The organism is Variovorax sp. 20P10.2.4, assembly GCF_058244205.1.
This window is the reverse complement of the sequence record NZ_JBZAYE010000063.1, coordinates 1-20,413: the sequence shown is the minus strand read 5'-3', so window position 1 is coordinate 20,413 and position 20,413 is coordinate 1. Positions and strand designations below refer to the sequence as shown.

The following is a 20,413-nucleotide window of genomic DNA, read 5'->3' as shown; positions in this document are numbered from 1 at the left end:
ACTTCACCGAGGAATTCGGCTACGCCACGCTCGTGATCGCCGCGGTCTTCCTCGTCATCGCGCTGCTCGGCCCGCGCGCCGGCCGCGTCGCGCGCACGCTGCGTCCCGCCGGCCAGTGGCTGGTGGCCTCGGCGCTGGTGCTCGCGCTGTGGGAGATCGCCACCGCCAAGCTCGCCGTGCTGCCCTCCCCCTTCTTCGCGCCGCCGCAGAGCCTGATCGATGTGCTGCACGAGGACTGGCAGCGCCTGGGCCTGTCGACCGCCTACTCGCTGCGCCTGCTGGCCAACGGCTTCGTGATCGGCGCGCTGGTCGGCTTCGTCACCGGCGTGGCGGTCGGCTGGTCGCGCATCGCGGGCTACTGGGTGCATCCGCTGCTGCGCTTCCTCGGCCCGGTGCCCGCGTCGGCGCTGCTGCCGCTGGCCTTCTTCTTCGCGCCCTCGAGCTACGTGGCCGCGGTGTTCCTGGTCGGCCTCGCCACCTTCTTCCCGGTGGCTGTGCTGACCTGGTCGGGCGTGGCCTCGGTCGGCAAGAGCTATTACGACGTGGCGCGCACGCTCGGTGCGTCCGAGCGCTTCCTGGTGCTGCGCGTGGCCATTCCGGCCGCGCTGCCGCAGGTCTTCGTGGGCCTGTTCATGGGCCTGGGCGCCTCGTTCTCGGTGCTGATCACGGCCGAGATGATGGGCGTGAAGGCCGGCCTCGGCTGGTACCTGCAGTGGGCCCAGGGCTGGGCCTCGTACGCCAACATGTACGCGGCGCTGCTCGTGATGGCCGCGCTGTGCTCGGGCCTGATCACGCTGCTGTTCAAGGTGCGCGACCGCGTGCTGTCGTGGCAGAAGGGAACCGTCAAATGGTAGAAGCCGTCCTCTCCCCCGCCGTCGAGGCAGGCACCGCCGCCCACACCGGCGCGCTGATCGACATCCACGGCGTGAGCCACTGGTTCGAAGTGCCCACGGGCGTGCTGCAGGTGCTCGACAACATCGACCTGCAGGTGCGCCCCGGCGAGTTCGTCGCGCTGCTCGGCCCGAGCGGCTGCGGCAAGTCGACGCTGCTGCGCCTGGTGGCCGGCCTCGAGCCCGCGACCACCGGCCGCATCACGCAGAACGGCGAACTGATCGAGAAGCCCGATCCCTCGCGCATCGTGGTGTTCCAGGACCCCACCTTGTTCCCGTGGCGCAGCGTCTGGGACAACGTGGCGCTGGGCCTGCAGGCGCGCGGCGTGCTCGATGCGCAGCGCGGCCGGGTCGACGAGGCGCTGCAGCGCGTGGGCCTCACCGAATTCGCGAAGGCCTATCCGCATCAACTGTCGGGCGGCATGGCACAGCGCGTGGCGCTGGCGCGCGCGCTGGTCAACGACCCGCAGCTGCTGGTGCTCGACGAGCCGCTGGGAAAGCTCGATTCGCTCACGCGCATCGCGATGCAGAGCGAACTCGTGAACCTCTGGCAGCGCGACGGCTTCTCGGCCCTGCTGGTCACGCACGACGTCGAAGAGGCGCTGTTCCTGGCCAACCGCGTGATCGTGCTGAGCGACCGGCCGGCACGCATCGCGGCCGAGCTGGTGGTCGACCTGCCCTACCCGCGCCATCGCGGCGATCCGCGCCTGGCCGAGCTGCGGCACGAGGCGCTGCGCCACCTGGGCCTGGACGCGACCTGGTGAGACCGGCCTTCGAGGCGCAGGCTCGATGAACGCGCTGCCCGATGCGGCCTGGCTCAATGTCCTGATCGAGGGGCTGCAGACCCTGCAGTTGCAACTGCTGAGGCTGCTCGATGCGCTGGGCCTAGTCACCCATGCGCACGGACAGCCCGCCTGGCCCTGGGACCAGCGGCTGTCGGGCGAGAACCTGCTGATCGACCTGGGCCAGGCGCGCCGGCTCGGCATCAGCGTCGTGCTGCTGGGACTGTCGCTGCTCGTGCTGCTCGCGGCGCTGCTGTGGCGCCGGCGCCGGATCTGGCTGCTCGGCGCCGCGGTGCTGCCCGTGGTGCTGGCCCCCTGGCCCGATGCCAACGTGGTCCTGGTGCCCGCCCATCCCACGAGCTTTCAACAACATGCGGCGGGCTTCAGCGCCGAGGCCATCGCGCGCGGCCGCACGCTCTATGCGCAGAACTGCGTGGCCTGCCATGGCAGCGACGGACGCGGCCAGGGTCCGCTGGCCGCGGCGCAGCCCGTGTGGCCGCCGAACCTCACCGGTCCGCTGCTCTGGCGCCGCGCCGACGGCGACCTGCTGTGGCGCGTGCTGCACGGCACGCGCGATCGCCATGGCGCGTTGACCATGCCGGGCTTCCAGGGCCGGTTGAGCGAAAGCGACGCCTGGGCCCTGATTGACTACATGAAGGCCCAGGCCGCCGGCGAAAGCCTGCGCGTGGCGGGCGTATGGGCCCAGCCCGTGAGCCCGCCCGACATGGCGGTGCGGTGCGACGGCAAGCCGGTGCGCATGCTCAGCAGCTGGCGCGGCCAGCGCATGCGGATCGTGGCCGGTGGCGATAACGCAAGTGCGTTGCTCGAGGACCCGCGCCTGGTGACGGTGCTGCTCGAACGCAAGCCCGCGGCTGCATCGAAACAGGACGACCGGAGCATCGCCTGCGTGGCCGATTCGCCCGCGGCGTGGGAGGCCTTCTCGCTGATCGCGGCCACCGAGAAGCTCGAAGGCACGCAGTTGCTGGTCGATCGCGCGGGCTGGCTGCGCGCGCGCGGCGAGCCCGGCAAGAGCGCATGGAGCGACGACGACCTGCTGTGCCGCGCGGAGACTGCTTCAGGCACGGCAACCACGCCGATGGCCACAGCCGACGGCCTCGGCGCGCTGATCACGCGCATGGATGCGCAGCCGGTGCGTTTCGTGAAGGGCGGCTTCGTGCATTGACGGCGCGGCGCCGTCGTTCACCACGAATGCATCAGCACCGCGGGCCGCAGCGTGGCCATGGCCTGCAGGCGGCGCAGCGCACGACGCGGCACATGGCCATAGGCCGCGCGGCGCGCGATCGCATGGGCCGATGCGGGCGGCACTCGCCACGCGGTGGCGGTGCGCGAGATGACGAGCTGGGCCTGGTCGGCCACGGAATGGTAGGTGCGCAAGGGCATGGGGGACTCGATGGGTAACGCATCGATTCTGCGCAAGGCATGCGGCAACTCAAAGACGGATTGCGAGTTACCTGATGCATTCCGTGATCGCCTTGCCGCGCGGTGCGCGGCGTACGATGGACCGGCATCCTTTCTTCCCTCTGCATCGCTGCACATCAGGAGATACCGACCATGTCGAACCATGTCTACAAGAGCCTCGAGCTCACCGGCTCGTCCACCACCAGCATCGAGGACGCGATCCAGGGCGCGATCGCCAAGGCGCACGAGACGGTGCGCAACATCCAGTGGTTCACCGTCGTCGAGACGCGCGGCCATGTGGCCGAGGGCCGCGTGGCCCACTGGCAGGTCACGCTGAAGATCGGCTTCACGCTCGAGTGAGCGTGAGCGCCGGCTCGTTCAGGCGAAGTCAGTCGATGGTTTTTCCCAGAGGTTGACGCCGCCCTCGACCGCATGGCGGTCGATCTCGGCGAGCTCCTCCGCGCTCAGCGGTGCGGCCTGGAGCGCGGCCACGTTGTCGACGATCTGCTCGGGCCGGCTCGCGCCGATCAGCGCGGAACTCACGCGCGGATCGCGCAGGGTCCAGCTCAGCGCGAGCTGGGCCAGCGACTGGCCGCGGCGCTGTGCGATCGCGTTCAGCGCGCGCGCTCGCTCGATGTTGGCATCCGACAGGTGCTCGGGCTTCAGCGAGCCGCCGCCCGGGCGGTTGATGCGCGCATCGGCCGGCACGCCCTGCAGGTACTTGTCGGTCAGCAGGCCCTGCGCCAGCGGCGTGAACGCGATCACGCCGGCACCGAGTTCCTCGGTGGCGCCGAGCAGGTCCTTCTCGATCCAGCGGTTGAACAGGTTGTAGGCCGGCTGGTGGATCAGCAGCGGCACCTTCCACTCGCGCAGCAGCGCGGCCATCTCGCGCGTCTTGCCGGCCGAGTACGACGAGATGCCGATGTACAGCGCCTTGCCCTGCTGCACCGCCTGGGCCAGCGCCGAGGCGGTTTCCTCGAGCGGCGTGTGCGGGTCGAAGCGGTGCGAATAGAAGATGTCGACGTAGTCGAGGCCCATGCGTTGCAGGCTCTGGTCGAGGCTGGCCAGCACGTATTTGCGCGAGCCGCCGCCCTGCCCGTAGGGGCCGGGCCACATGTCCCAGCCGGCCTTGCTCGAGATGATCAGTTCGTCGCGATAGGGCTTGAAGTCCTCGCGCAGCAGGCGGCCGAAATTGGTTTCGGCGCTGCCGTAGGGCGGGCCGTAGTTGTTGGCCAGGTCGAAGTGGTTGATGCCGAGGTCGAAGGCGGTGCGCAGCAGCTGGCGCTGGGTGGCGATCGGCGTGGTGTCGCCGAAGTTGTGCCACAGGCCGAGCGAGATGGCGGGCAGCACGAGGCCGCTGCGGCCCACCTTGCGGTAGGGCATGGATTCGTAACGCGTGGAGGCGGCGAGGTAGGTCATGGGCGATGGAAGAACGCGAAGAGAAAGAGAAAGGCGCCATGTCGGCGCCGGTACTTCGCGTTCGAGGATAGCGGCAATCGCGTCGACACGCAGGCCGCCGACCCGCTGCGTTACGACGCCACGGCCGTGTCGCGCCCGAAGGCCAGCGCCGCGAGTTCCTCGTCCGATGCGGGCAGCACCGGCGGCACCAGCGCGTCCTGCAGGAACAGCCGCAATGCGGTCCATCCCGAGCCGTCGGCCTTGCGCGCCTGGCGCCAGGCGGCCGCTTCGAGCAGCAGCACCGATTGATAAGTGCGCGCCATGCCCCAGGCCAGGCGCCGGCCGTCGCTCTCCTGCGCGCGCGGCATCAGCTCCGCGAGCGTGCGCCGCGCATGCACGATGGCATCGGGTGCGCGCGTGCCATGGCCCGCGAGCGTCGAGAGCCGCCCGTCGATGTCGGCGAGAAAGGCCTCGCCCGCCTCGGGCGCGCGCAGCGCACGCAGCACGTCGTGCGCGAGCACCGAGGTCGTGCCCTCCCAGATGCAATGCACGTGCAGGTTGCGCAGCACGCGCGGGATGCCCGTGTCTTCCACATAGCCCGCGCCGCCGAAGCTCTCGACCAGTTCGCTCGCGGCCCAGATGCTCTGGCGCGCGCAGGCCAGCTTGGTCAGCGGCGCCAGCAGGCGCGCGAGCCCGGGCGCGCCAGTGCCGCGCTCGTGGCGATTGAGCGCGAGCGCGGTCTCGAAGTTGAGCGCGAGCATCGCCTCGTACTCGGCCGTGATGCGCGCGATCCACTGCGCATGCAGCGGCTTCTCGGCGAGCAGCTGGCCAAACACGCGACGCCGGGTCGCGTAGTCGCGCGCCAGCATCAGCAGATGGCCCACGCCCGCCGGGCCGCCCCACGAGGCCCACAGCCGCGCGACGTTGAGCAGGTCGCCGATCTTCGCCACGCCGCGATCGATGCCGCCGACCGGCACCGCGACCGTGCCTTCGAGCTCGAGCTCCGCGGTCGGCAGGGCGCGCGTGCCGAGCTTGTCCTTCAGGCGCCGCACGGCGATGTGGTTCCAGCTGCCGTCGGGGCGGCGCAGCTCGACCAGGAACAGCGACAGCCCGCGGCTGCCCGGTACCGCATCGTCGGGCCGCGCGAGCGCGAGCGCCATCTGCGAGGTGGTGGCCGAGGTGAACCACTTGGTGCCGTGCAGCGACCAGGTGCCGTCGCCGCGCGGACGCGCGACGGTCGAGGTCTGGCCGACATCGGAGCCGCCCTCCTTCTCGGTCATCCACTGGCCCGAGGTCCAGCCGCCCTGCCGCGCCGTGAGCTTCGGCTTGTAGCGCGCGGCCAGTGCCTCGTCGTGCAGCGTGAGCAGGCGCGCGGCGCCATCGGTCATCACCAGCGGACACGAGGCCACCGCACCCGCGCCGTCGTACAGGTTCACGAGGCCGGCCTGCACCACGCGCGTGAATTCGCCATAGGGGTTCTCGTAGGGCAGCGCGACCAGGCCCTCCTCGAGGCCGATGTCGACCAGGCGGTGCCAGGCCGGATCGACCTCGATGCGGTCGACGCGCCGGCCCCAGGCATCGAAGGGCTCGTGGCGCGGCACGTTGTGCTCGGCCGTCGCGGCCAGCGCGGGAATCTCGCGCATCGCGCGCTCACCCATGCGCTGGAACAGCGGGCTCGCGTCGGCGAAGACCTCGGCGGGCAGCAGGCGTTCGAGCGTGTGGTGCAAGGTGCGGTCGCTCGCGAAGCGGTTCGACAGCTCGGGATGGGGCTGGATGAAGTCGGTCATGGTGTCTCCTTTGCCGAAGGCGGAACCGGCGCATTCGCGCCCTGCCCTTTCTTCGCGGGGGCGGCGCGCGCGGCGTGGTCGAGCACCGCGGCCAGGCACAGCGCGACGATGTCCTCGACCACGCGCTGTGCCGCGCGCTTGGACAGCACGCCGAGCGCGAGCGGGCCGATCATGGCCTCGGCCAGCGCGCCGACGATCGCCGCGGCGCTGGTGTGCGCGTTCTGCGCGCGGAACTCGCGGCTGTCGATGCCGTCCTCGATCACGGTCACGAAGATCGCGCGATAGGGTTCGCGAAAGCGCAGCCGGTCCTCGTCGATCTGCGGCGCCACCGGTTCGGCCAGCAAGGCCCACGCGAGCTTGGGCCGCTTGAGCGCGCGGTGCGCGAAGGTGCGGATGATCGCGGCCAATCGCTCGCTGGCACCACTCTCGGAGGCGGCCGCGGCGGCGCAGGCGTCGATCTCGCGTTGCGAGGCCTGGCGGAAGACCTCGTCGAACAGGTCGGTCTTCGACGGGAAATACTGGTAGAGCAAGCCGGTCGAGACCTCGGCCGTGGCCGCGACCATCGGCATGGTGGTGCCGCCGTAGCCATGGGTGGCCACGAGTTCGAGCGCGGCCAGCACGATGCGCTCGCGCGTGAGCGTCATGCGCTCTTCGACTTTCGATGTGCGTCGGTAGGTCACGCGAAGAATTGAATCACAGTTCATTTCTTATTGCAATTGCACTCCGGCTCCCTATACTTCGACGCCTCGGCCGCATTGCAACGATCACGCCGCCGGCGGCCACGGCGTCCAGTTCAACCACCAAGGAAGCTTCTCCATGCGCAGGTTCGACGACTCCTCTTTCGGTCATGGCTGGTTCCAGGCTGCCTACAGCGAGGACCTTCGCAAGGGCGAGGTGCAGCCCCTCACGGCCATGGGCCGCGAGTTCGTGCTGTGGCGCGACATGCAGGGCCAGGCCCATGCGATGGATGCGCACTGCCCGCACCTCGGCACCCATCTCGGCCATGGCGGCCGCGTCTGCGGCACCTCGCTGCGCTGCCCGTTCCACGGCTGGCAGTTCGCAGGCGACGGCGCCTGCACCGACATTCCCTACAGCCCGAATCCGCGCCTCGAGATGCGGCACCTGAAGTCCTGGCCGCTGGTCGAGCGCAACGGGCTGGTGATGGTGTGGTGGCATCCGCGCGGCATCGCGCCCAGCTTCGAGGTGCCGGCGATGCCCGAGCATGGCGATGCGCAGTGGTCGCGCTACCGGCGCCAGCGCTGGGAGGTCGCGACGATCTGGCAGGAGGTGCAGGAGAACATCGTCGACACCACGCACTTCCACCACCTGCACGGCGTGGCCACGCTGGCGCGGCTCGACCGCTTCGAGCCCGCGGGGCCGGCGCTGCACGTGAACATCCTGCACGACTTCAACACGCCGCGCGGCCGGCTGCCGGGCTTCCTGCAGACCTCGCTGTACGGCCCCTACTTCGCGACGGTGCGCTTTCGCATCGCCGATCTGGCCGAGATCCTGTTCGTCGATTCGGTGGTGCCGATCGAGGCCGGCCGCGTCGCCGTGAGCTTCAGCCTGATGGCGCGGCTGCAGGGCATCGCCTCGCCCGACATGAGCCTCGCGCTGATCGACGAGGCGATCCACCAGGTGAGCCAGGACGTGCCGATCTGGGAGCACAAGATGCGCTGGAAGCGCCCCAGCCTTGCCGAGGGAGACGGACCCATCATGCGCTTCCGCCATTGGGCCGAGCAGTTCGAGACCGAGGACGAAGTCCCGGCCCCCGCGCCCCCGCGCCGCATCGAGATCGCCGCCCATGCATGAGCTCGCCGCCACCGATGCCGTCTTCGTGCGCGAGGACGCGAACACCTGGCGCGCCAGCGAACTCGCGCGCGGTCCCTGGGATCCGCGCGCGCAGCATGGCGGTGCGCCCTGCGGCCTGCTCGCGCACATCGCCGAATCGGCCGTCGAGGGCGAAGGCTGGCAGCTCGCGCGGCTCACGGTCGAGCTGATCCGGCCGGTGCCGGTCGACCTGCTGTCGTCCGCCGTCGCGACCGAGGCGGGCCGCACCACCGCGCGCGTCGAGATCTCGTTGCTGGCCCAAGGCAAGCCGGTGGCGAAGGCGCATGCGCTGCTGGTGCGCACGCAGCCCGTGGTGCCGCCCGAAGGAGCGTTGCAAAGGCCGCTGGCCCCTGCCCTGTCGATGCCGGCACCCTCGGACTGCACGGCACCGCTGCGTATCCCGGGCCTGCCCGACGTGCGCTCGTTCTATTACACGGCGACCGAAAGCCGCGTGGCGGCCGGCGATGCCGCGGCGCCCGGTCCGGCCGCGGCATGGTTTCGATTGCGCGTCCCGCTGGTGGCCGGCGCGGCCAATTCGCCCGCGATGCGCGCGGCCGCCGCGGCCGACTTCGGCAACGGCCTGAGCTGGGTACTGCCGGTCGAGCGCTTCAACTTTGCCAACGCCGACCTCTCGCTGCAGCTCGCGCGGCAGCCGGTCGGCGACTGGATCGGCCTCGATGCCGTGACCGCGGTCGCGCCCGACGGCAGCGGCTGCACCTTCAGCCAGCTGCACGACGAGCGCGGCCGCTTCGGCTTCGCGACGCAGACGCTGCTCGTCTTCGCGCGCTAGCGTTTCAGCTCAAGCGCTCGTCAGCCCGCGCGACACCGGCAGCTTGCGCACGCGCTTGCCGGTCACCGCGAAGATCGCGTTGGTGATCGCGGGCGCGATGCCCGAGGTGCCGGGCTCGCCCATGCCGCCGGGCGCTTCGCCGCTGGCCACGATGTGGGTCTCGATCGCCGGCGTCTCGTTGATGCGCAGCGGCCGCACGTCGTGGAAGTTCGACTGCTCGATGCGTCCGTCCTTCACCGTCGCCTCGCCCCATAGCGCGCCCGAGATGCCGAAGATCACGCCGCTCTGCACCTGGGCCTGCACCGTGTCGGGGTTGACGACCACGCCGGTGTCGAGCGCGCACACCACGCGCCTGACCACCGGCTCGCCGCCATCCTTCGGCACCTCGACCTCGGCCACCAGCGCCATGAAGGTGCCGAAGGCGAACTGCAGCGACACGCCGCGCCCGCGCTGCGGCGGCAGCGGCGTGCCCCAGCCGGCCTTCTGCGCCGCGAGCTCGAGCACGGCCTTGGCGCGCGGGTTGGCGCCCAGCAGCGCGCGCCGGTAGTCCACCGGATCGGCCTTGGCCGCATGCGCGAGCTCGTCGATGAAGCTCTCGACCACGAACACGTTGTGCGTCGGTCCCACGCCGCGCCAGAACGCGGTGGGCACCGGCGGCTCGTGGTTCACGTACTCGATGCGGATGTTCGGCAGCGCATAGGGCGGTTTCTCGGCGCCGTCGATGGTCTCGGGATCGAAGCCGTTGTTGTAGGCCGGCGGCAGCCAGCGCTTGAGGATCGACGAGCCCGTGATGCGATGGCGCCAGGCCACCGGCCGGCCCTGCGCATCGAGGCCCGCGCTCACGCGGTCGTAGAAGTACGGCCGGTACATGTCGTGCTGCGTGTCCTCCTCGCGCGTCCACACCACCTTGACCGGGCCGTCGACCTGCTTCGCGATCTGCACCGCGCGCGTGATGCTGTCGACCTCGAGCCGGCGACCGAAACCGCCGCCCAGCAGGTGGTTGTGCACCGTGACCTTCTCCACCGGCAGGCCCGATGCGGCCGCCGCCGCGGCACGCGCGCGCGTGATCACCTGGGTGCCGACCCACACCTCGCAGCCGTCGGGCCGCACATGCACCGTGCAGTTCAGCGGCTCCATCGCCGCATGGACCAGGAACGGCACTTCGTACACGGCCTCGAGGCGCTGCGCCGCGCCGGTCATCGCCGCCGCGTTGTCGCCCTCGTTGCGCGCCACCGCACCGGTCTGCAGCGAAGCCTGCTTCATCGATTCGACGATCGCCGCAGAGTCGACACCCGCATTGGCGCCGCCGTCCCATTCGATCGCGAGCGCCGCCAGGCCCTTCTTCGCCGCGCCCATGTGGTCGGCCACCACCGCCACGCAGTCGTCGAGCCGCACGATCTGGCGCACGCCGCGCACCGCCTTCGCCTTGCTGTCGTCCACGCTGCGCAGGCGGCCGCCGAACACCGGCGACTGCGCGAGCGTGGCGACCTTCATGCCCGGCACCTTGGCATCGATGCCGTAGAGCGCGCTGCCGTCCACCTTGGCCGGCGAGTCGAGCCGCTTCGCGGGCGTGCCGATCAGCCGGAAATCGGCCGGCGCCTTGAGCGCGACCTTCTCGGGCAGCGGCAGCTTCGCGGCATCGGCGACCAGCGCGCCGTACTTCAGGCGCCGGCCGCTGGCCGCATGCACGACCTCGCCGCGGGCCGCCTTGCAGCTGTCGGGCGACACCTTCCAGCGCTGGGCCGCGGCCTGCACGAGCACCGTGCGAGCGGTGGCGCCGGCACGCCGCAGCGGCTCGTAGGCGGCGCGGATGGTGGTCGAGCCACCGGTCACCTGGAAGCCCAGCAGGGGATTGCCATAGAGCTTGTCGTCGGGCGGCGCATGCTCGACGCGCACCGCGGCCAGGTCGACCTCGAGCTCCTCGGCGATCAGCATCGGCACGCTGGTGTAGGTGCCCTGCCCCATCTCGATGTAGCCCATGGTCACGGTCACGCGGCCATCGGGCGCGATCTTCACGAAGGCATTGGGTGTCCAGGACGGGGTTCCCGCCGAGGCACCGGCAGCCTCTGCCGCATCGGGCGCGGTGCCCAGGCCCACGCCGATCAGCAGGCCGCCGCCGAGCGCGGCGCCGATGCTCAGGAAGCCGCGGCGCGACAGCGCGGGCGAATCCACCGGCGCGTGTTCCGTCAGTCGATCGATCAGCATCTCAGGCCACCGCCTTTCCGGAGAGCGCGCGTGCCGCTTCCTTGATGCCCGTGCGGATGCGCACATAGGTGCCGCATCGACAGACGTTGCCGCTCATCGCGGCATCGATCTCCTCGTCGCTCGGCGCCGTGTTCTTGCTCAGCAGCGCGGTAGCCGACATCAGCTGGCCCGATTGGCAGTAGCCGCACTGGACCACGTCGAGGTCGAGCCAGGCCTTCTGCAGCGCGCGGCCCACGCGCGTGGCGGCGAGCGACTCGATGGTGCTCACGTTCGCCTTGCCCACCGATTCCACGGTCGTGAGGCAGGCCCGCGTGGGCGCGCCGTCGACATGGATGGTGCAGGCGCCGCACAGGCCCATGCCGCAGCCGAACTTGGTACCGGTCATGCCGAGCACGTCGCGCAAGGCCCAGAGCACCGGCGTGTCGCCGTCGACGTCGAGCGGGCGTTCGATTCCATTGACTTTCATGTTGTTCGTGTCCTTGTCGTGGGGTGGTTCGCTGCCCCCGCGACGCACCCGGCGGTGCGGCACGCAGGCAGGCCGACCGGAGGATGTCACGCCGCGCGAATTCCTGCAGGACGCGCAAGCCTCCTTTCGGGACATCGTGCGTAGGCGATGTCCGGCCGCACGATGCGCGGCGCGGCCGTTCCCGGGCGCCGATCAGGCGTCGACCATTCACAGACCGCCAGGAAAGGATCACCATGTTCGACCACATCGGCTTCAGGGTGCGCGACCTGCGCGCCGCGCGCCGCTTCTACGACGCGGTCGCGGGCGCGCTCGGCCTGCAGACTATCGACAACAGCGCCCATTCGTTCCTGCTCGTGCGCAGCACCGAGCAGACGGTGCCCTTCGTCTGGATCGGCACCGACCAGCCGGCCTTCTGGAGCGGCGCGCACCAGGTGTCGGCCAGCCCGATCCACCTCGCGCTCTCGGCGAAGACGCCGCAGGAGGTCGATGCCTTCCACCGCGCGGCGCTGCAGGCCGGCGGCATCGACAACGGTTTTCCCGGCCCGCGCGGGCCGGCCGAGATGCACTACTACGGCGCCTACGTGCTCGACCCCGACGGCAACAACGTCGAGGCCGGCTGCCGCGGCGCGGGCTGATGCGGCCGGCTCAGGCCGCGACCGCGCCGGCGTACATGTAGCGCCGCGACCAGGGCAGCGTCTTCGCGGCGCGGCCGGCCTTGCGGCCCACGATCTGGTAGATCGCCACGTCGTCGTTCTCGAACGCATAGGCGCAGCCCGCGAGGTACACGCGCCAGATGCGGAACTTCTCCTCGTCGACCATGGCGCGCACCTGCTCGGTGTGCGCCTCGTAGGCGTCGCTCCACAGCCGCAGCGTGCGCGCGTAGTGGCGGCGCAGGTTCTCGATGTCGAAGGCCTCGAGGCCGCCCTGCTGCATGGCTTGCAGCGCCAGGCCGATGTGCGGCAGCTCGCCGTTCGGGAACACGTAGCGGTCGATGAAGTCGCCGCCACCGTACGAGACGCCGCCGCCCTCGGGGTCGGACGAGGTGATGCCGTGGTTCATCACCACGCCGTCATCGGCCAGCAGCTCGCGCACGCGCTGGAAGTACTCGGGCAGGTTCTTGCGGCCCACGTGCTCGAACATGCCGACGCTGGTGATGCGGTCGAACTGCCCGCCCACGTCGCGGTAGTCCTGCAGCCGGATCTCGATGCGGTCGGCCAGGCCCGCGGCCTGCACGCGCTCGGTCGCGAGGTCGAACTGGTTCTGCGACAGGGTCACGCCCACGCAGCGCGCGCCGAACTTCCGTGCCGCGCGGATCACGAGCGCGCCCCAGCCGCAGCCGATGTCGAGCAGGGTCTGGCCCGGCTGCAGCTGGATCTTGGTGAGGATGTGGTCGATCTTCTTGAGCTGGGCGGTCTCGAGGTCCTCGTCGCCGTTCTCGAAGTAGGCGCATGAATAGACCATGTTCGGGTCGAGCCAGAGTTGGTAGAAGGCGTTCGAGACGTCGTAGTGGTACTGGATCGACTTGCGGTCCGACGCCTTGGTGTGCGTGAAGTAGCGCGCCATGCTCTTGAGCGCGCTGGCACCGGCGCCGGTGCCGCTGTCGAGCGAGCTCTTCGCGAGCGCGTAGGCGATGTCGATGATGTCGCTGAGCTTGCCCTCGATGTCGATCTTGCTCTGCACGTAGGCCTCGCCGAGGTTGGCCAGCGTCGGCTCGAGCATCAGCGACAGCGCCGAGGGCGACTTCACGTGCAGGGTGACGGCGGGGCCGCTGAAGTCGCCGAAGTCGTACGACTTGCCGTCCCACAAGGTCAGCCGCGCGGGCAGATTGGCACGTGCGCGGACGGCCGCGCTCCACTGTTCGACCTTCTTTTCCCAAAGCATGCATTTCTCCGTGTTGGTGTTGCTTGCGATTCGGGAAAGCACGATAGCGAGATTCCTTCGGATGTGCAGGGACATGCCGTGCTCGACCTGATGGCGACACGACTTAGCGTTGGAATCTGACGGGAAGCCGTGGGTCCGGCGGCAACGTGCGGGAAAACTACAGTATTCAGAAATCTGACAATCTGTAATACAAATGCACTATTTACAAAGAATAATTGCGGAAATCGTAACGAAGCTGCGCACAGGCCTCAGAGCCTCGGCTAGGGAAAAAGCTCGGATGAACACCAACCTTGAATTCCAATGCCGATGGCTATTTCATCTTCCAACTGCGCCTGCGGGCTGGCTCATCTCGAACGGATCCCGCGCCGCACCTGGATGCGCTGGCTTCCGTGGTTGCGCTACTACCAGTGCACCTTGTGCGGCGGCCGGCGCATGGCGACCGAGAACGCGGTGAATGCGGCCGTGGCCGCCCGCGCGAGCCGCGAAGCCGTCGCGCGACGGTAATCGCCCGGCCCTGACCATCGCCTGAACAGGCGCGCCCGCGGGCGCGCACCGCTCCACCCGGTTTTGCACCGGGGATGGTCCGAATCTTTTCCCCCGACTGTTCCGGGGGCGCGCTCAGTCGTACCGCACGGTCACGAGCGCGACGGCGGCCGCCTGCGCCGCCATCGACAACACCCCACCGTCCTGCCCGATCGACCGCTCGCTGCTTGGCGCGAGCGGCGTCCTGCGCCCCCGCGCGTCGATGAACGCGATCGCCAGCGGCTGCTCGCCGAGCGTATCGACCCGCACGCTGGCGCTGGGCGGATCGATCTCCTGGCGCAGGAAACGGATCTCCATGGCGTGGCTCGTCACGCGGTGAACGAGCGCGCCCGGCCTCGCGTCGACGCGCATCTCGTAAGGTGCGCCGACGATCGCGCCGGTGAAGTGGATGGTCCCGTCGGCGGCCGTGGCCGCCAGCGGCAGAAGGCACAGGGCAAGCATTGCCCGAGGTGCCAGGTTTCGAAGCGTCGACCCGTGATGGTTCACGTTGACTCCCTTCTCGCTGCTCAGTTGGCTCCCTTATTTCTGAACAGAATGAAACCATTCTTTACAAGTGAATGCAAGCAATTGTTTCCGTCATTGCGAGGGGTTGCCAGTCGATCCGGGACGCTGTACGGGGCTGTCACCACGCTGTCGCGCCAGCGTGTTCCGCGCGGCGGCGGCGTCCGCGATCAGGAATGCGGGGCCGGCTCGGGCGGCGCGTCGCTGGCTTCGATGAACAGCCGCTTGATCATCGGAAAGCGCGCGCGCACCTGCCGCTCGATGGCGGCGATGGCCGCGGCGGCTTCGCCGGTGTCGGTGTCGTCCTTGAAATTGACGTCGACGATGGCGAGCACCTGGTCGGGTCCGATGTACATCGACAGCACCCGGCCCACCTCCTCCACGCTGGGCTGGGCCATCGCCAGCTCGCGGATCGCGCGTGCCGTCTCGGGCCGCACGCCCTCCCCGATCAGCAGGCCGCGCGACTGGGCGATCAGCAGCAGCGCCACGCCCGCCAGCAGCAGGCCGATCACCATCGAGGCCGCGCCGTCGAACACCGGCATGTCGAAGCGGTGCCCGAGGTAGATGCCCAGCGCCGCGACCGCGAGGCCGGCCAGCGCGGCCGAGTCCTCGGCCAGCACGGTGTAGGTGGTCGGGTCCTTGCTGCGGTCCAGCGCCTGCCAGAACGGCGTGCCGCCCGCCTGCGCGCGGAACTGCCGCAGCGCGATCAGGAAGCTCGTGCCCTCGAACACCGCCGCGGCCGCGAGCACCACGTAGTTCCAGGTCGGATCGCGCAGCGGCTCGGGATGGCGGATGTGCTCGATGGCTTCATAGAAGGACACGCCGCCGCCGAGCCCGAAGATCAGCACCGCGACGATCAGGCTCCAGAAGTAGAGCTCCTTGCCGTGGCCGAACGGATGCTCCACGCTCGCCGGGCGCTTGCTCAGGCGCAGGCCGACCAGCAGCAATATGCCGTTGAAGGTGTCGACCGACGAATGGATGCCCTCGGACAGCATCGCCGAGCTGCCGGTGATGCCGGCCACGACGAACTTCGTGACCGCGATGGCGATGTTGGCGCCGATCGCGCCGTAGATGGCGATGCGGGATTCGGCCATGGGCTGGGCGTGGCCGTACGCCGAGCGGCTCAGGGCAGGCCGAGATAGATGCGCAGGTCGTCCCGCTGGGTGCCGGCCGAGGCGACGGCGGTGCGAAGCCGTTCTTCCGACACGCCGAACCATTCGGTCCAGTAGTCGACTTCCTTGAGATCGGTCACGTCGATCCGGTCATCGTCCCTGGGGATGCGGATCTGAAGGTCTTCGGACATCGGGCGTTCTCCTGCGTTGAAGCCACGCAGTGTCGCGAGCGCGCGGCGCCACGAGGCCGGACGCGGACGACAGCGCGTGCAGGACGGCATCCATGCGCGCGGCGCAGGCAGGAACGCTCAGGCGGCCTCGCGCGATGCGGCCCCGAGCGCGTCGTTGCCCGCTTCCCCGAGCCAGCGCCGCTTGTCGCGCAGCGGCGGCGCGCCGAACATGCGGCCGTACTCGCGCGCGAACTGCGAGGGGCTTTCGTAGCCCACGTCGTGCGCGGCCGTCGCCACGTCGGCGCCGGTCAGCAGCATCAGCCGCCGGGCCTCCTGCAGGCGCAACTGCTTCTGGTACTGCAGCGGGCTCATCGCGGTCACGGCCTTGAAGTGATGGTGGAACGACGACACGCTCATGTGCACCGCGCGCGCCATGTCCTCCACCTTCAGCGACTGCGCGAAGTTCACGCGCAGCGCGCTGATCGCCTTGGCCACGCGCTGGGTGTGGCTGTCCTGCAGCGCGATCTGCCGCAGCCGCGCGCCCTCGCCGTTCACCAGCAGCCGGTACATGATCTCGCGCTTGATCAGCGGCGCCATGATCGGCACGTCCTCGGGCGTTTCCAGCAGGCGCAGCAGCCGCAGCACCGGCTCGAGCACCGGCATCGCGATGCGGTTGACGTACATGCCGCGCGAGGCCGGCGCATTGGCCTTGGCCGGCAACTGCTCGTTACGGATCAGCTCGCCGATCTCGTCGACCGCGAGCTCGAGCCGCAGGCCCAGGTAGGGCTCCTGCTCGCTGGTCACGCGCACCTGGCCACACACCGGCAGGTCGACCGAGGTCACCAGGTAGTGCATCGGGTCGTACACGTAGATGTCGTCGCCCACCATGATCCGCTTGGAACCCTGCGCGATCAGGCCCAGCGCCGGCGTCTGCATCGCGTGCTTGGGACCGTCGGGCTTGCTGACGCAGTAGACGAACAGGCCGGGCACCGCGGTGTCGACGGAGCCGTCGCGGCCGCCGGTCACCAGGTTGATCAGGCGCACCAGCTCCTTGCGGGCTTCGTCGAGTTCGGGTTCGAGCGGCAGCGGCGTGCCGATGGCGGAAAGGATGTCGGGGGTTTCGTCGGACATGTGGCGGGGTCCTTGTCACGGTGGAGAAACAAGCGGCTCGAAGCTTAAACCTGCCCTGGCGCCAGCGCGCGCCTGCGGCCACCGGTCTGGAGAATTAGGCAAGACCTTTGCAGGAACGCGCTGGCCCCGGGGCGGTGCCCGGCCGGATACTTTTCGCAGCCCTCCGGGCCTCCCAACGCAAAGGAATTCTTTCGATGCAATACCGCAAATTCGGCCGCACCGGCCTCTTCGTCTCCGAACTCTGCCTCGGCACCATGACCTTCGGCGGGTCTTCGGGCATCTGGGGCCAGATCGGCGATCTCCAGCAATCCGACGCCGAGGCGCTGGTCGGCCGCGCGCTCGACGCCGGCATCAACTTCATCGACACCGCCGACGTCTATTCCGAAGGCCAGTCGGAAGTCATCACTGGCCAGGCGCTCAAGAACCTCAAGGTGCCGCGCGACAAGGTGGTGGTGGCGACCAAGGTGCTCGGCGAGACCGGCAGCAAGGGCGTCAACTCGGCCGGCGCCTCGCGCTACCACATCATGGACGGCGTGAAGGCCAGCCTGCAGCGGCTGCAGCTCGACCACATCGACCTCTACCAGATCCACGGCTTCGACCCCGCCACGCGGATCGAGGAAACCGTGGAGGCGCTCGACACCCTGGTGCGTCACGGCCACGTGCGCTACGTGGGCGTGTCGAACTGGGCCGCTTGGCAGATCGTCAAGGCGCTGGGCATCTCCGAACGCAAGGGCCTGGCGCGCTTCGAATCGCTGCAGGCCTACTACACGATCGCGGGCCGCGACCTCGAGCGCGAACTGGTGCCGATGCTGCGCAGCGAGGAGGTCGGCCTGATGGTCTGGAGCCCGCTGGCCGGCGGCTTCCTCAGCGGCAAGTACAGCCGCTCGGGCGAGGCGCAGCAGGCCGAGCAGGGCAGCCGCCGCATCGCCTTCGACTTTCCGCCGGTCGACAAGGAACGCGCCTTCGACTGCATCGACGTCATGCGCGAACTGGCCGAGGCACGCAAGGTCTCGGTGGCGCAGATCGCGCTGGCCTGGCTGCTGCACCAGCCGGTGGTGACCAGCGTGATCATCGGCGCCAAGCGCGTCGACCAGCTCGACGACAACATCGCCGCCACCGCCATCCAGCTCGATGCCGACGAGCTCGCGCGGCTCGACAAGGTCAGCGCGCTGCCGGCCGAGTACCCGGGCTGGATGCTCGAGCGCCAGGGCGGCGTGCGGCGCCAGCGCGTGGCGGATTCGCTGTCGCGCGGCTGAGCCGACGAAAGGGCCGCCACGCGGCGGCCCTGCCCTACTTCTTCGGCTGCACCTCGAAGGCCAGCAGCTGCGTGATCTGGCTCGCGGTGTTGAAGTTGTTGTCCGACACCAGCACCAGCGTGTCGTTGCCGTTGGGCAGCTTCGGTCCCCAGGCGATGCCCTCGATGTTGTCGAGCTTGGCCAGGCCCAGCGTGTTGAGGTCGAGCACCAGGCGCTTGCGCACCGGCTTGTAGTCGGCACCCACGAGGCTGGCGAGGCCGCGCACGTCGGTGGCGCCCTCGGTCTCGATCTCGTAGAGGCGGATGTAGTTGCTGTAGTTGCCGTCGGCGGCCTGCACGCCCGCGCGCTCGATCACCAGGAACTGGTGGTCGTTGATCGCGAGCATCTCCGACACGCCGTTGTCGGCGTTCGGTCCGGTGGGCGCCTTGGGGATCGCATCGATCGGATAGGCCACCTGGCGCAGCACCGCGCCCGCGCGATCGAACTGCGTGAAGCGCGAGACCGCGCCGCTCGTGGGCGTGGGCAAGGGGCCGTCCTCGTAGATCGGCGCTTCCATGCCGACCCACAGGCTCCTGCCGTCGGCCGAGAAGCTCAGCGCCTCGTAAGTCGCGTTGTTGCGCGAGCCTTTCTCCTGCGTCGGCGACATCCTGAACATCGCGGGCGCCGGCAGGATCAGGTTGGCCACGCCGTCGATGGCCATGCGCGCCACGAAGGGATCGAGGCCGCGTGCGCGGTCGCCCTCGCTGCCCCACCACAGGCCGCCGCCCTGCGGATCGATGCGGAACGATTCGGGATCGGCCGCGATGCTGGGGCTGCCGGAGACGTTGGAATAGACATTGCCGTTCATGTCCTTGAGCGCGATCGTCGAACGGAAGCGCACCGAGGAGAAGCGCTGGCCGTCGTAGTCCAGCTCGGCCGTGTGGAAGCGCGACGAGACGCGGTCGTCGCTGAGGAAATACCAGAGCCTGGTGGCCGGGTCGTAATCGACCGCCGAGAGCCCGCCGACCTGCACGCCGTCGATCTTCAGGTCGTTGGCCAGCACCTGTTCGCCGATCAGCCGCACGCTCTGCACGCTGCGCTCGGGTGCGGGCGCCGGCGCGGGTGGTGGCGCCGCGGGCGCGGGCGCCGGTGCCACCGGCAGGAACACGGCGCCGTCGCCACCCCCGCCGCAGGCGGTCAGGACCGTGGCCGCGCAGAGCGCCGCGGCCAGAAGACGAAGAGCGACGGGCTTGAAGGGAGGTGCGAAGGAAGGCATCGGGCGCTGCGCGAGTGGGCGAAGCGCCGGATGCTAGGGAGGGCAGATGACGGTTCGGTGAAGCCGCGCCGCCCGCGACGGTGGGAGCGCCCCCCGCTCAGCCCGTGTTCCGGCGCACCAGCGCCGCGATGTATTCGCGCAGCGAAACGCGCCCGCGCTCGGGGTTCTCGACCTCGTACTTCTTCTCGAGCGTGACGCGCGTCATCGCCGCATACGAGGCCGCGCCCGCGTCCGAGAAACCCATCGCCTTGAACGCGTGCTCCCACTGGCTGCGTGGCGTCTGGACCGCGCGCACCGGCTTGTTCAGCGCCAGCGCGAAGGCTTCGGCCACGTCCGCGCTGGTATAGGCCTCGGGCCCTTCCACGTGGTGCGGGCCCGAGTCCTTGGCCGGCCCTTCCATCAGCCGGGCCGCGAACTGGCCCAGGTCGCGCGGCGCCACCATCGGCAGCGCGAAGTCGACCGGGTACATGGTGTGGACCACGCCCTGCTGCTGCGCCGTCTGCAGCGACAGGTCCCAGTTGCTCATGTAGTAGGCCGCGCGGATCACGGCGGTGGGAACGGGCTGGGCCGCGAGCGCCTGCTCCATCTCGTAGAGCACGCCGAGGTCGCCGATGCGCTCGCCGGGCTGCGCGCCATAGGCCGACTCGGCCACGATCTTCTCGAGGTCGGCGCCCTCCACCGCGCGCAGGATGCTGCGCAGGCTGCGCCGTTCCTCGGCCGCGGTGTCGGTCGAGGGTGCCGCGGGCGGGTTCAGCAGGAACAGGCGCTTGCCGCCGGCCAGCACGCGCTGGAACGCGGCGACGTCGAACACGTCGACCACCGCGACCTTGGCGCCCTTCTTGCGCAGCGCCTCGGTCTTCGCGGCCTGGCGCGTGATGACGGTGACGGGCTGGCCCTTGGCCAGCAGGGCTTCGGCCAGGGCCGAGCCCACGTGGCCGGTGGCTCCGAGGATGATGTGCATGGGTGTCTCCGTGAGAGTGCGGGCGTTCAACCGCGC

21 protein-coding genes are annotated in these 20,413 nt (G+C 69.8%); 8 read left to right on the top strand and 13 right to left on the bottom strand.

All coding sequences use genetic code 11. The annotated features are described in order from the left end of the window. The 3 genes from AC27VN_RS09115 to AC27VN_RS09105 form a co-directional block, all read left to right on the top strand. A partial coding sequence (locus AC27VN_RS09115) for an ABC transporter permease (protein WP_490876338.1) occupies positions 1–854 on the top strand: 854 nt, incomplete at its 5' end. Next, complete coding sequence (locus tag AC27VN_RS09110) at positions 848–1,654, top strand: ABC transporter ATP-binding protein (RefSeq protein ID WP_490876337.1); 807 nt, start codon at positions 848–850, stop codon at positions 1,652–1,654. The genes AC27VN_RS09115 and AC27VN_RS09110, both read left to right, overlap by 7 nt. Before the next feature lie 25 nt (positions 1,655–1,679). After that, positions 1,680–2,855 (top strand): c-type cytochrome, encoded by a 1,176-nt coding sequence (locus AC27VN_RS09105; RefSeq protein ID WP_490876336.1) that lies wholly within the window; start codon positions 1,680–1,682, stop codon positions 2,853–2,855. A gap of 17 nt (positions 2,856–2,872) precedes the next feature. Here AC27VN_RS09105 and AC27VN_RS09100 read toward each other — a convergent pair whose 3' ends face one another. Continuing rightward, positions 2,873–3,073, bottom strand: coding sequence for a hypothetical protein (locus AC27VN_RS09100; RefSeq protein ID WP_208511691.1), 201 nt, complete (start codon positions 3,071–3,073; stop codon positions 2,873–2,875). Positions 3,074–3,244: 171 nt separating this feature from the next. Between AC27VN_RS09100 and AC27VN_RS09095 the strand changes: the two genes are divergently transcribed. Beyond that, positions 3,245–3,451, top strand: a complete 207-nt coding sequence (locus tag AC27VN_RS09095) for a dodecin (RefSeq protein WP_093341942.1) — start codon at positions 3,245–3,247, stop codon at positions 3,449–3,451. Between the two features lie 18 nt (positions 3,452–3,469). On the opposite strand, the gene mgrA is transcribed toward AC27VN_RS09095, so the two are convergent. The 3 genes from mgrA to AC27VN_RS09080 all read right to left on the bottom strand — a co-directional run bounded on the left by mgrA (position 3,470) and on the right by AC27VN_RS09080 (position 6,920). Further along, positions 3,470–4,510: an L-glyceraldehyde 3-phosphate reductase gene (gene mgrA / locus AC27VN_RS09090; protein ID WP_490876335.1), complete on the bottom strand. Its 1,041-nt coding sequence runs from the start codon at positions 4,508–4,510 to the stop codon at positions 3,470–3,472. 110 nt (positions 4,511–4,620) lie between these two features. Beyond that, positions 4,621–6,276 carry an acyl-CoA dehydrogenase family protein gene (locus AC27VN_RS09085; protein ID WP_490876334.1) on the bottom strand — a complete coding sequence of 552 codons (1,656 nt, stop codon included), beginning with the start codon at positions 6,274–6,276 and terminating at the stop codon, positions 4,621–4,623. Continuing rightward, complete coding sequence (locus AC27VN_RS09080) at positions 6,273–6,920, bottom strand: TetR/AcrR family transcriptional regulator (RefSeq protein ID WP_490876333.1); 648 nt, start codon at positions 6,918–6,920, stop codon at positions 6,273–6,275. The genes AC27VN_RS09085 and AC27VN_RS09080 overlap by 4 nt, the downstream gene beginning before the upstream one ends. 172 nt (positions 6,921–7,092) lie before the next feature. Here AC27VN_RS09080 and AC27VN_RS09075 point away from each other — a divergent pair, with 172 nt between their 5' ends. Then, positions 7,093–8,088 carry a Rieske 2Fe-2S domain-containing protein gene (locus AC27VN_RS09075; RefSeq protein ID WP_490876332.1) on the top strand — a complete coding sequence of 332 codons (996 nt, stop codon included), beginning with the start codon at positions 7,093–7,095 and terminating at the stop codon, positions 8,086–8,088. Next, a complete protein-coding gene (locus AC27VN_RS09070) occupies positions 8,081–8,896 on the top strand; it encodes a thioesterase family protein (RefSeq protein ID WP_490876331.1) in 816 nt (271 codons plus the stop codon). Before AC27VN_RS09075 ends, AC27VN_RS09070 begins: the two co-directional genes overlap by 8 nt. 9 nt (positions 8,897–8,905) lie before the next feature. Here AC27VN_RS09070 and AC27VN_RS09065 read toward each other — a convergent pair whose 3' ends face one another. Further along, positions 8,906–11,101 carry a xanthine dehydrogenase family protein molybdopterin-binding subunit gene (locus tag AC27VN_RS09065; protein ID WP_490876330.1) on the bottom strand — a complete coding sequence of 732 codons (2,196 nt, stop codon included), beginning with the start codon at positions 11,099–11,101 and terminating at the stop codon, positions 8,906–8,908. A gap of 1 nt (position 11,102) precedes the next feature. Beyond that, the gene (locus tag AC27VN_RS09060; RefSeq protein ID WP_093342451.1) at positions 11,103–11,567 is read right to left on the bottom strand and encodes a (2Fe-2S)-binding protein; all 465 of its coding nucleotides are present in this window, start codon (positions 11,565–11,567) and stop codon (positions 11,103–11,105) included. A gap of 233 nt (positions 11,568–11,800) precedes the next feature. Here AC27VN_RS09060 and AC27VN_RS09055 point away from each other — a divergent pair, with 233 nt between their 5' ends. Further along, complete coding sequence (locus tag AC27VN_RS09055; RefSeq protein ID WP_490876329.1) at positions 11,801–12,202, top strand: VOC family protein; 402 nt, start codon at positions 11,801–11,803, stop codon at positions 12,200–12,202. Positions 12,203–12,212: 10 nt separating this feature from the next. Here AC27VN_RS09055 and AC27VN_RS09050 read toward each other — a convergent pair whose 3' ends face one another. From AC27VN_RS09050 to AC27VN_RS09030, 5 genes are all read right to left on the bottom strand, one after another. Then, positions 12,213–13,448, bottom strand: a complete 1,236-nt coding sequence (locus AC27VN_RS09050; RefSeq protein ID WP_490876328.1) for a class I SAM-dependent methyltransferase — start codon at positions 13,446–13,448, stop codon at positions 12,213–12,215. Between the two features lie 618 nt (positions 13,449–14,066). Then, entirely contained in the window at positions 14,067–14,477 is a 411-nt protein-coding gene (locus AC27VN_RS09045) for a hypothetical protein (RefSeq protein ID WP_490876327.1), read from the bottom strand. Between the two features lie 185 nt (positions 14,478–14,662). After that, positions 14,663–15,586: a cation diffusion facilitator family transporter gene (locus AC27VN_RS09040; RefSeq protein WP_490876326.1), complete on the bottom strand. Its 924-nt coding sequence runs from the start codon at positions 15,584–15,586 to the stop codon at positions 14,663–14,665. A 29-nt stretch (positions 15,587–15,615) separates the two neighbouring features. Further along, entirely contained in the window at positions 15,616–15,795 is a 180-nt protein-coding gene (locus tag AC27VN_RS09035; protein ID WP_093341927.1) for a DUF3606 domain-containing protein, read from the bottom strand. A 117-nt stretch (positions 15,796–15,912) separates the two neighbouring features. Continuing rightward, positions 15,913–16,905 carry an AraC family transcriptional regulator gene (locus AC27VN_RS09030; RefSeq protein ID WP_093341925.1) on the bottom strand — a complete coding sequence of 331 codons (993 nt, stop codon included), beginning with the start codon at positions 16,903–16,905 and terminating at the stop codon, positions 15,913–15,915. Positions 16,906–17,099: 194 nt separating this feature from the next. Between AC27VN_RS09030 and AC27VN_RS09025 the strand changes: the two genes are divergently transcribed. Further along, positions 17,100–18,161 carry an aldo/keto reductase gene (locus AC27VN_RS09025; protein ID WP_490876325.1) on the top strand — a complete coding sequence of 354 codons (1,062 nt, stop codon included), beginning with the start codon at positions 17,100–17,102 and terminating at the stop codon, positions 18,159–18,161. 34 nt (positions 18,162–18,195) lie between these two features. On the opposite strand, the gene AC27VN_RS09020 is transcribed toward AC27VN_RS09025, so the two are convergent. Continuing rightward, positions 18,196–19,416 carry an esterase-like activity of phytase family protein gene (locus AC27VN_RS09020; RefSeq protein WP_490876324.1) on the bottom strand — a complete coding sequence of 407 codons (1,221 nt, stop codon included), beginning with the start codon at positions 19,414–19,416 and terminating at the stop codon, positions 18,196–18,198. A gap of 97 nt (positions 19,417–19,513) precedes the next feature. Further along, entirely contained in the window at positions 19,514–20,377 is an 864-nt protein-coding gene (locus AC27VN_RS09015) for an NmrA family NAD(P)-binding protein (RefSeq protein ID WP_296801203.1), read from the bottom strand. Between the last annotated feature and the right edge of the window lie 36 nt (positions 20,378–20,413).

What these genes read in the sequence shown, in the direction of transcription:
- AC27VN_RS09110 (WP_490876337.1), top strand. Translation starts at nt 848, where the DNA reads ATGGTAGAAGCCGTCCTCTCCCCCGCCGTCGAGGCAGGCACCGCCGCC.
- AC27VN_RS09105 (WP_490876336.1), top strand. Translation starts at nt 1,680, where the DNA reads ATGAACGCGCTGCCCGATGCGGCCTGGCTCAATGTCCTGATCGAGGGG.
- AC27VN_RS09100 (WP_208511691.1), bottom strand. Translation starts at nt 3,073, where the DNA reads ATGCCCTTGCGCACCTACCATTCCGTGGCCGACCAGGCCCAGCTCGTC.
- AC27VN_RS09095 (WP_093341942.1), top strand. Translation starts at nt 3,245, where the DNA reads ATGTCGAACCATGTCTACAAGAGCCTCGAGCTCACCGGCTCGTCCACC.
- mgrA (WP_490876335.1), bottom strand. Translation starts at nt 4,510, where the DNA reads ATGACCTACCTCGCCGCCTCCACGCGTTACGAATCCATGCCCTACCGC.
- AC27VN_RS09085 (WP_490876334.1), bottom strand. Translation starts at nt 6,276, where the DNA reads ATGACCGACTTCATCCAGCCCCATCCCGAGCTGTCGAACCGCTTCGCG.
- AC27VN_RS09080 (WP_490876333.1), bottom strand. Translation starts at nt 6,920, where the DNA reads ATGACGCTCACGCGCGAGCGCATCGTGCTGGCCGCGCTCGAACTCGTG.
- AC27VN_RS09075 (WP_490876332.1), top strand. Translation starts at nt 7,093, where the DNA reads ATGCGCAGGTTCGACGACTCCTCTTTCGGTCATGGCTGGTTCCAGGCT.
- AC27VN_RS09070 (WP_490876331.1), top strand. Translation starts at nt 8,081, where the DNA reads ATGCATGAGCTCGCCGCCACCGATGCCGTCTTCGTGCGCGAGGACGCG.
- AC27VN_RS09065 (WP_490876330.1), bottom strand. Translation starts at nt 11,101, where the DNA reads ATGCTGATCGATCGACTGACGGAACACGCGCCGGTGGATTCGCCCGCG.
- AC27VN_RS09060 (WP_093342451.1), bottom strand. Translation starts at nt 11,567, where the DNA reads ATGAAAGTCAATGGAATCGAACGCCCGCTCGACGTCGACGGCGACACG.
- AC27VN_RS09055 (WP_490876329.1), top strand. Translation starts at nt 11,801, where the DNA reads ATGTTCGACCACATCGGCTTCAGGGTGCGCGACCTGCGCGCCGCGCGC.
- AC27VN_RS09050 (WP_490876328.1), bottom strand. Translation starts at nt 13,448, where the DNA reads ATGCTTTGGGAAAAGAAGGTCGAACAGTGGAGCGCGGCCGTCCGCGCA.
- AC27VN_RS09040 (WP_490876326.1), bottom strand. Translation starts at nt 15,586, where the DNA reads ATGGCCGAATCCCGCATCGCCATCTACGGCGCGATCGGCGCCAACATC.
- AC27VN_RS09035 (WP_093341927.1), bottom strand. Translation starts at nt 15,795, where the DNA reads ATGTCCGAAGACCTTCAGATCCGCATCCCCAGGGACGATGACCGGATC.
- AC27VN_RS09030 (WP_093341925.1), bottom strand. Translation starts at nt 16,905, where the DNA reads ATGTCCGACGAAACCCCCGACATCCTTTCCGCCATCGGCACGCCGCTG.
- AC27VN_RS09025 (WP_490876325.1), top strand. Translation starts at nt 17,100, where the DNA reads ATGCAATACCGCAAATTCGGCCGCACCGGCCTCTTCGTCTCCGAACTC.
- AC27VN_RS09020 (WP_490876324.1), bottom strand. Translation starts at nt 19,416, where the DNA reads ATGCCTTCCTTCGCACCTCCCTTCAAGCCCGTCGCTCTTCGTCTTCTG.
- AC27VN_RS09015 (WP_296801203.1), bottom strand. Translation starts at nt 20,377, where the DNA reads ATGCACATCATCCTCGGAGCCACCGGCCACGTGGGCTCGGCCCTGGCC.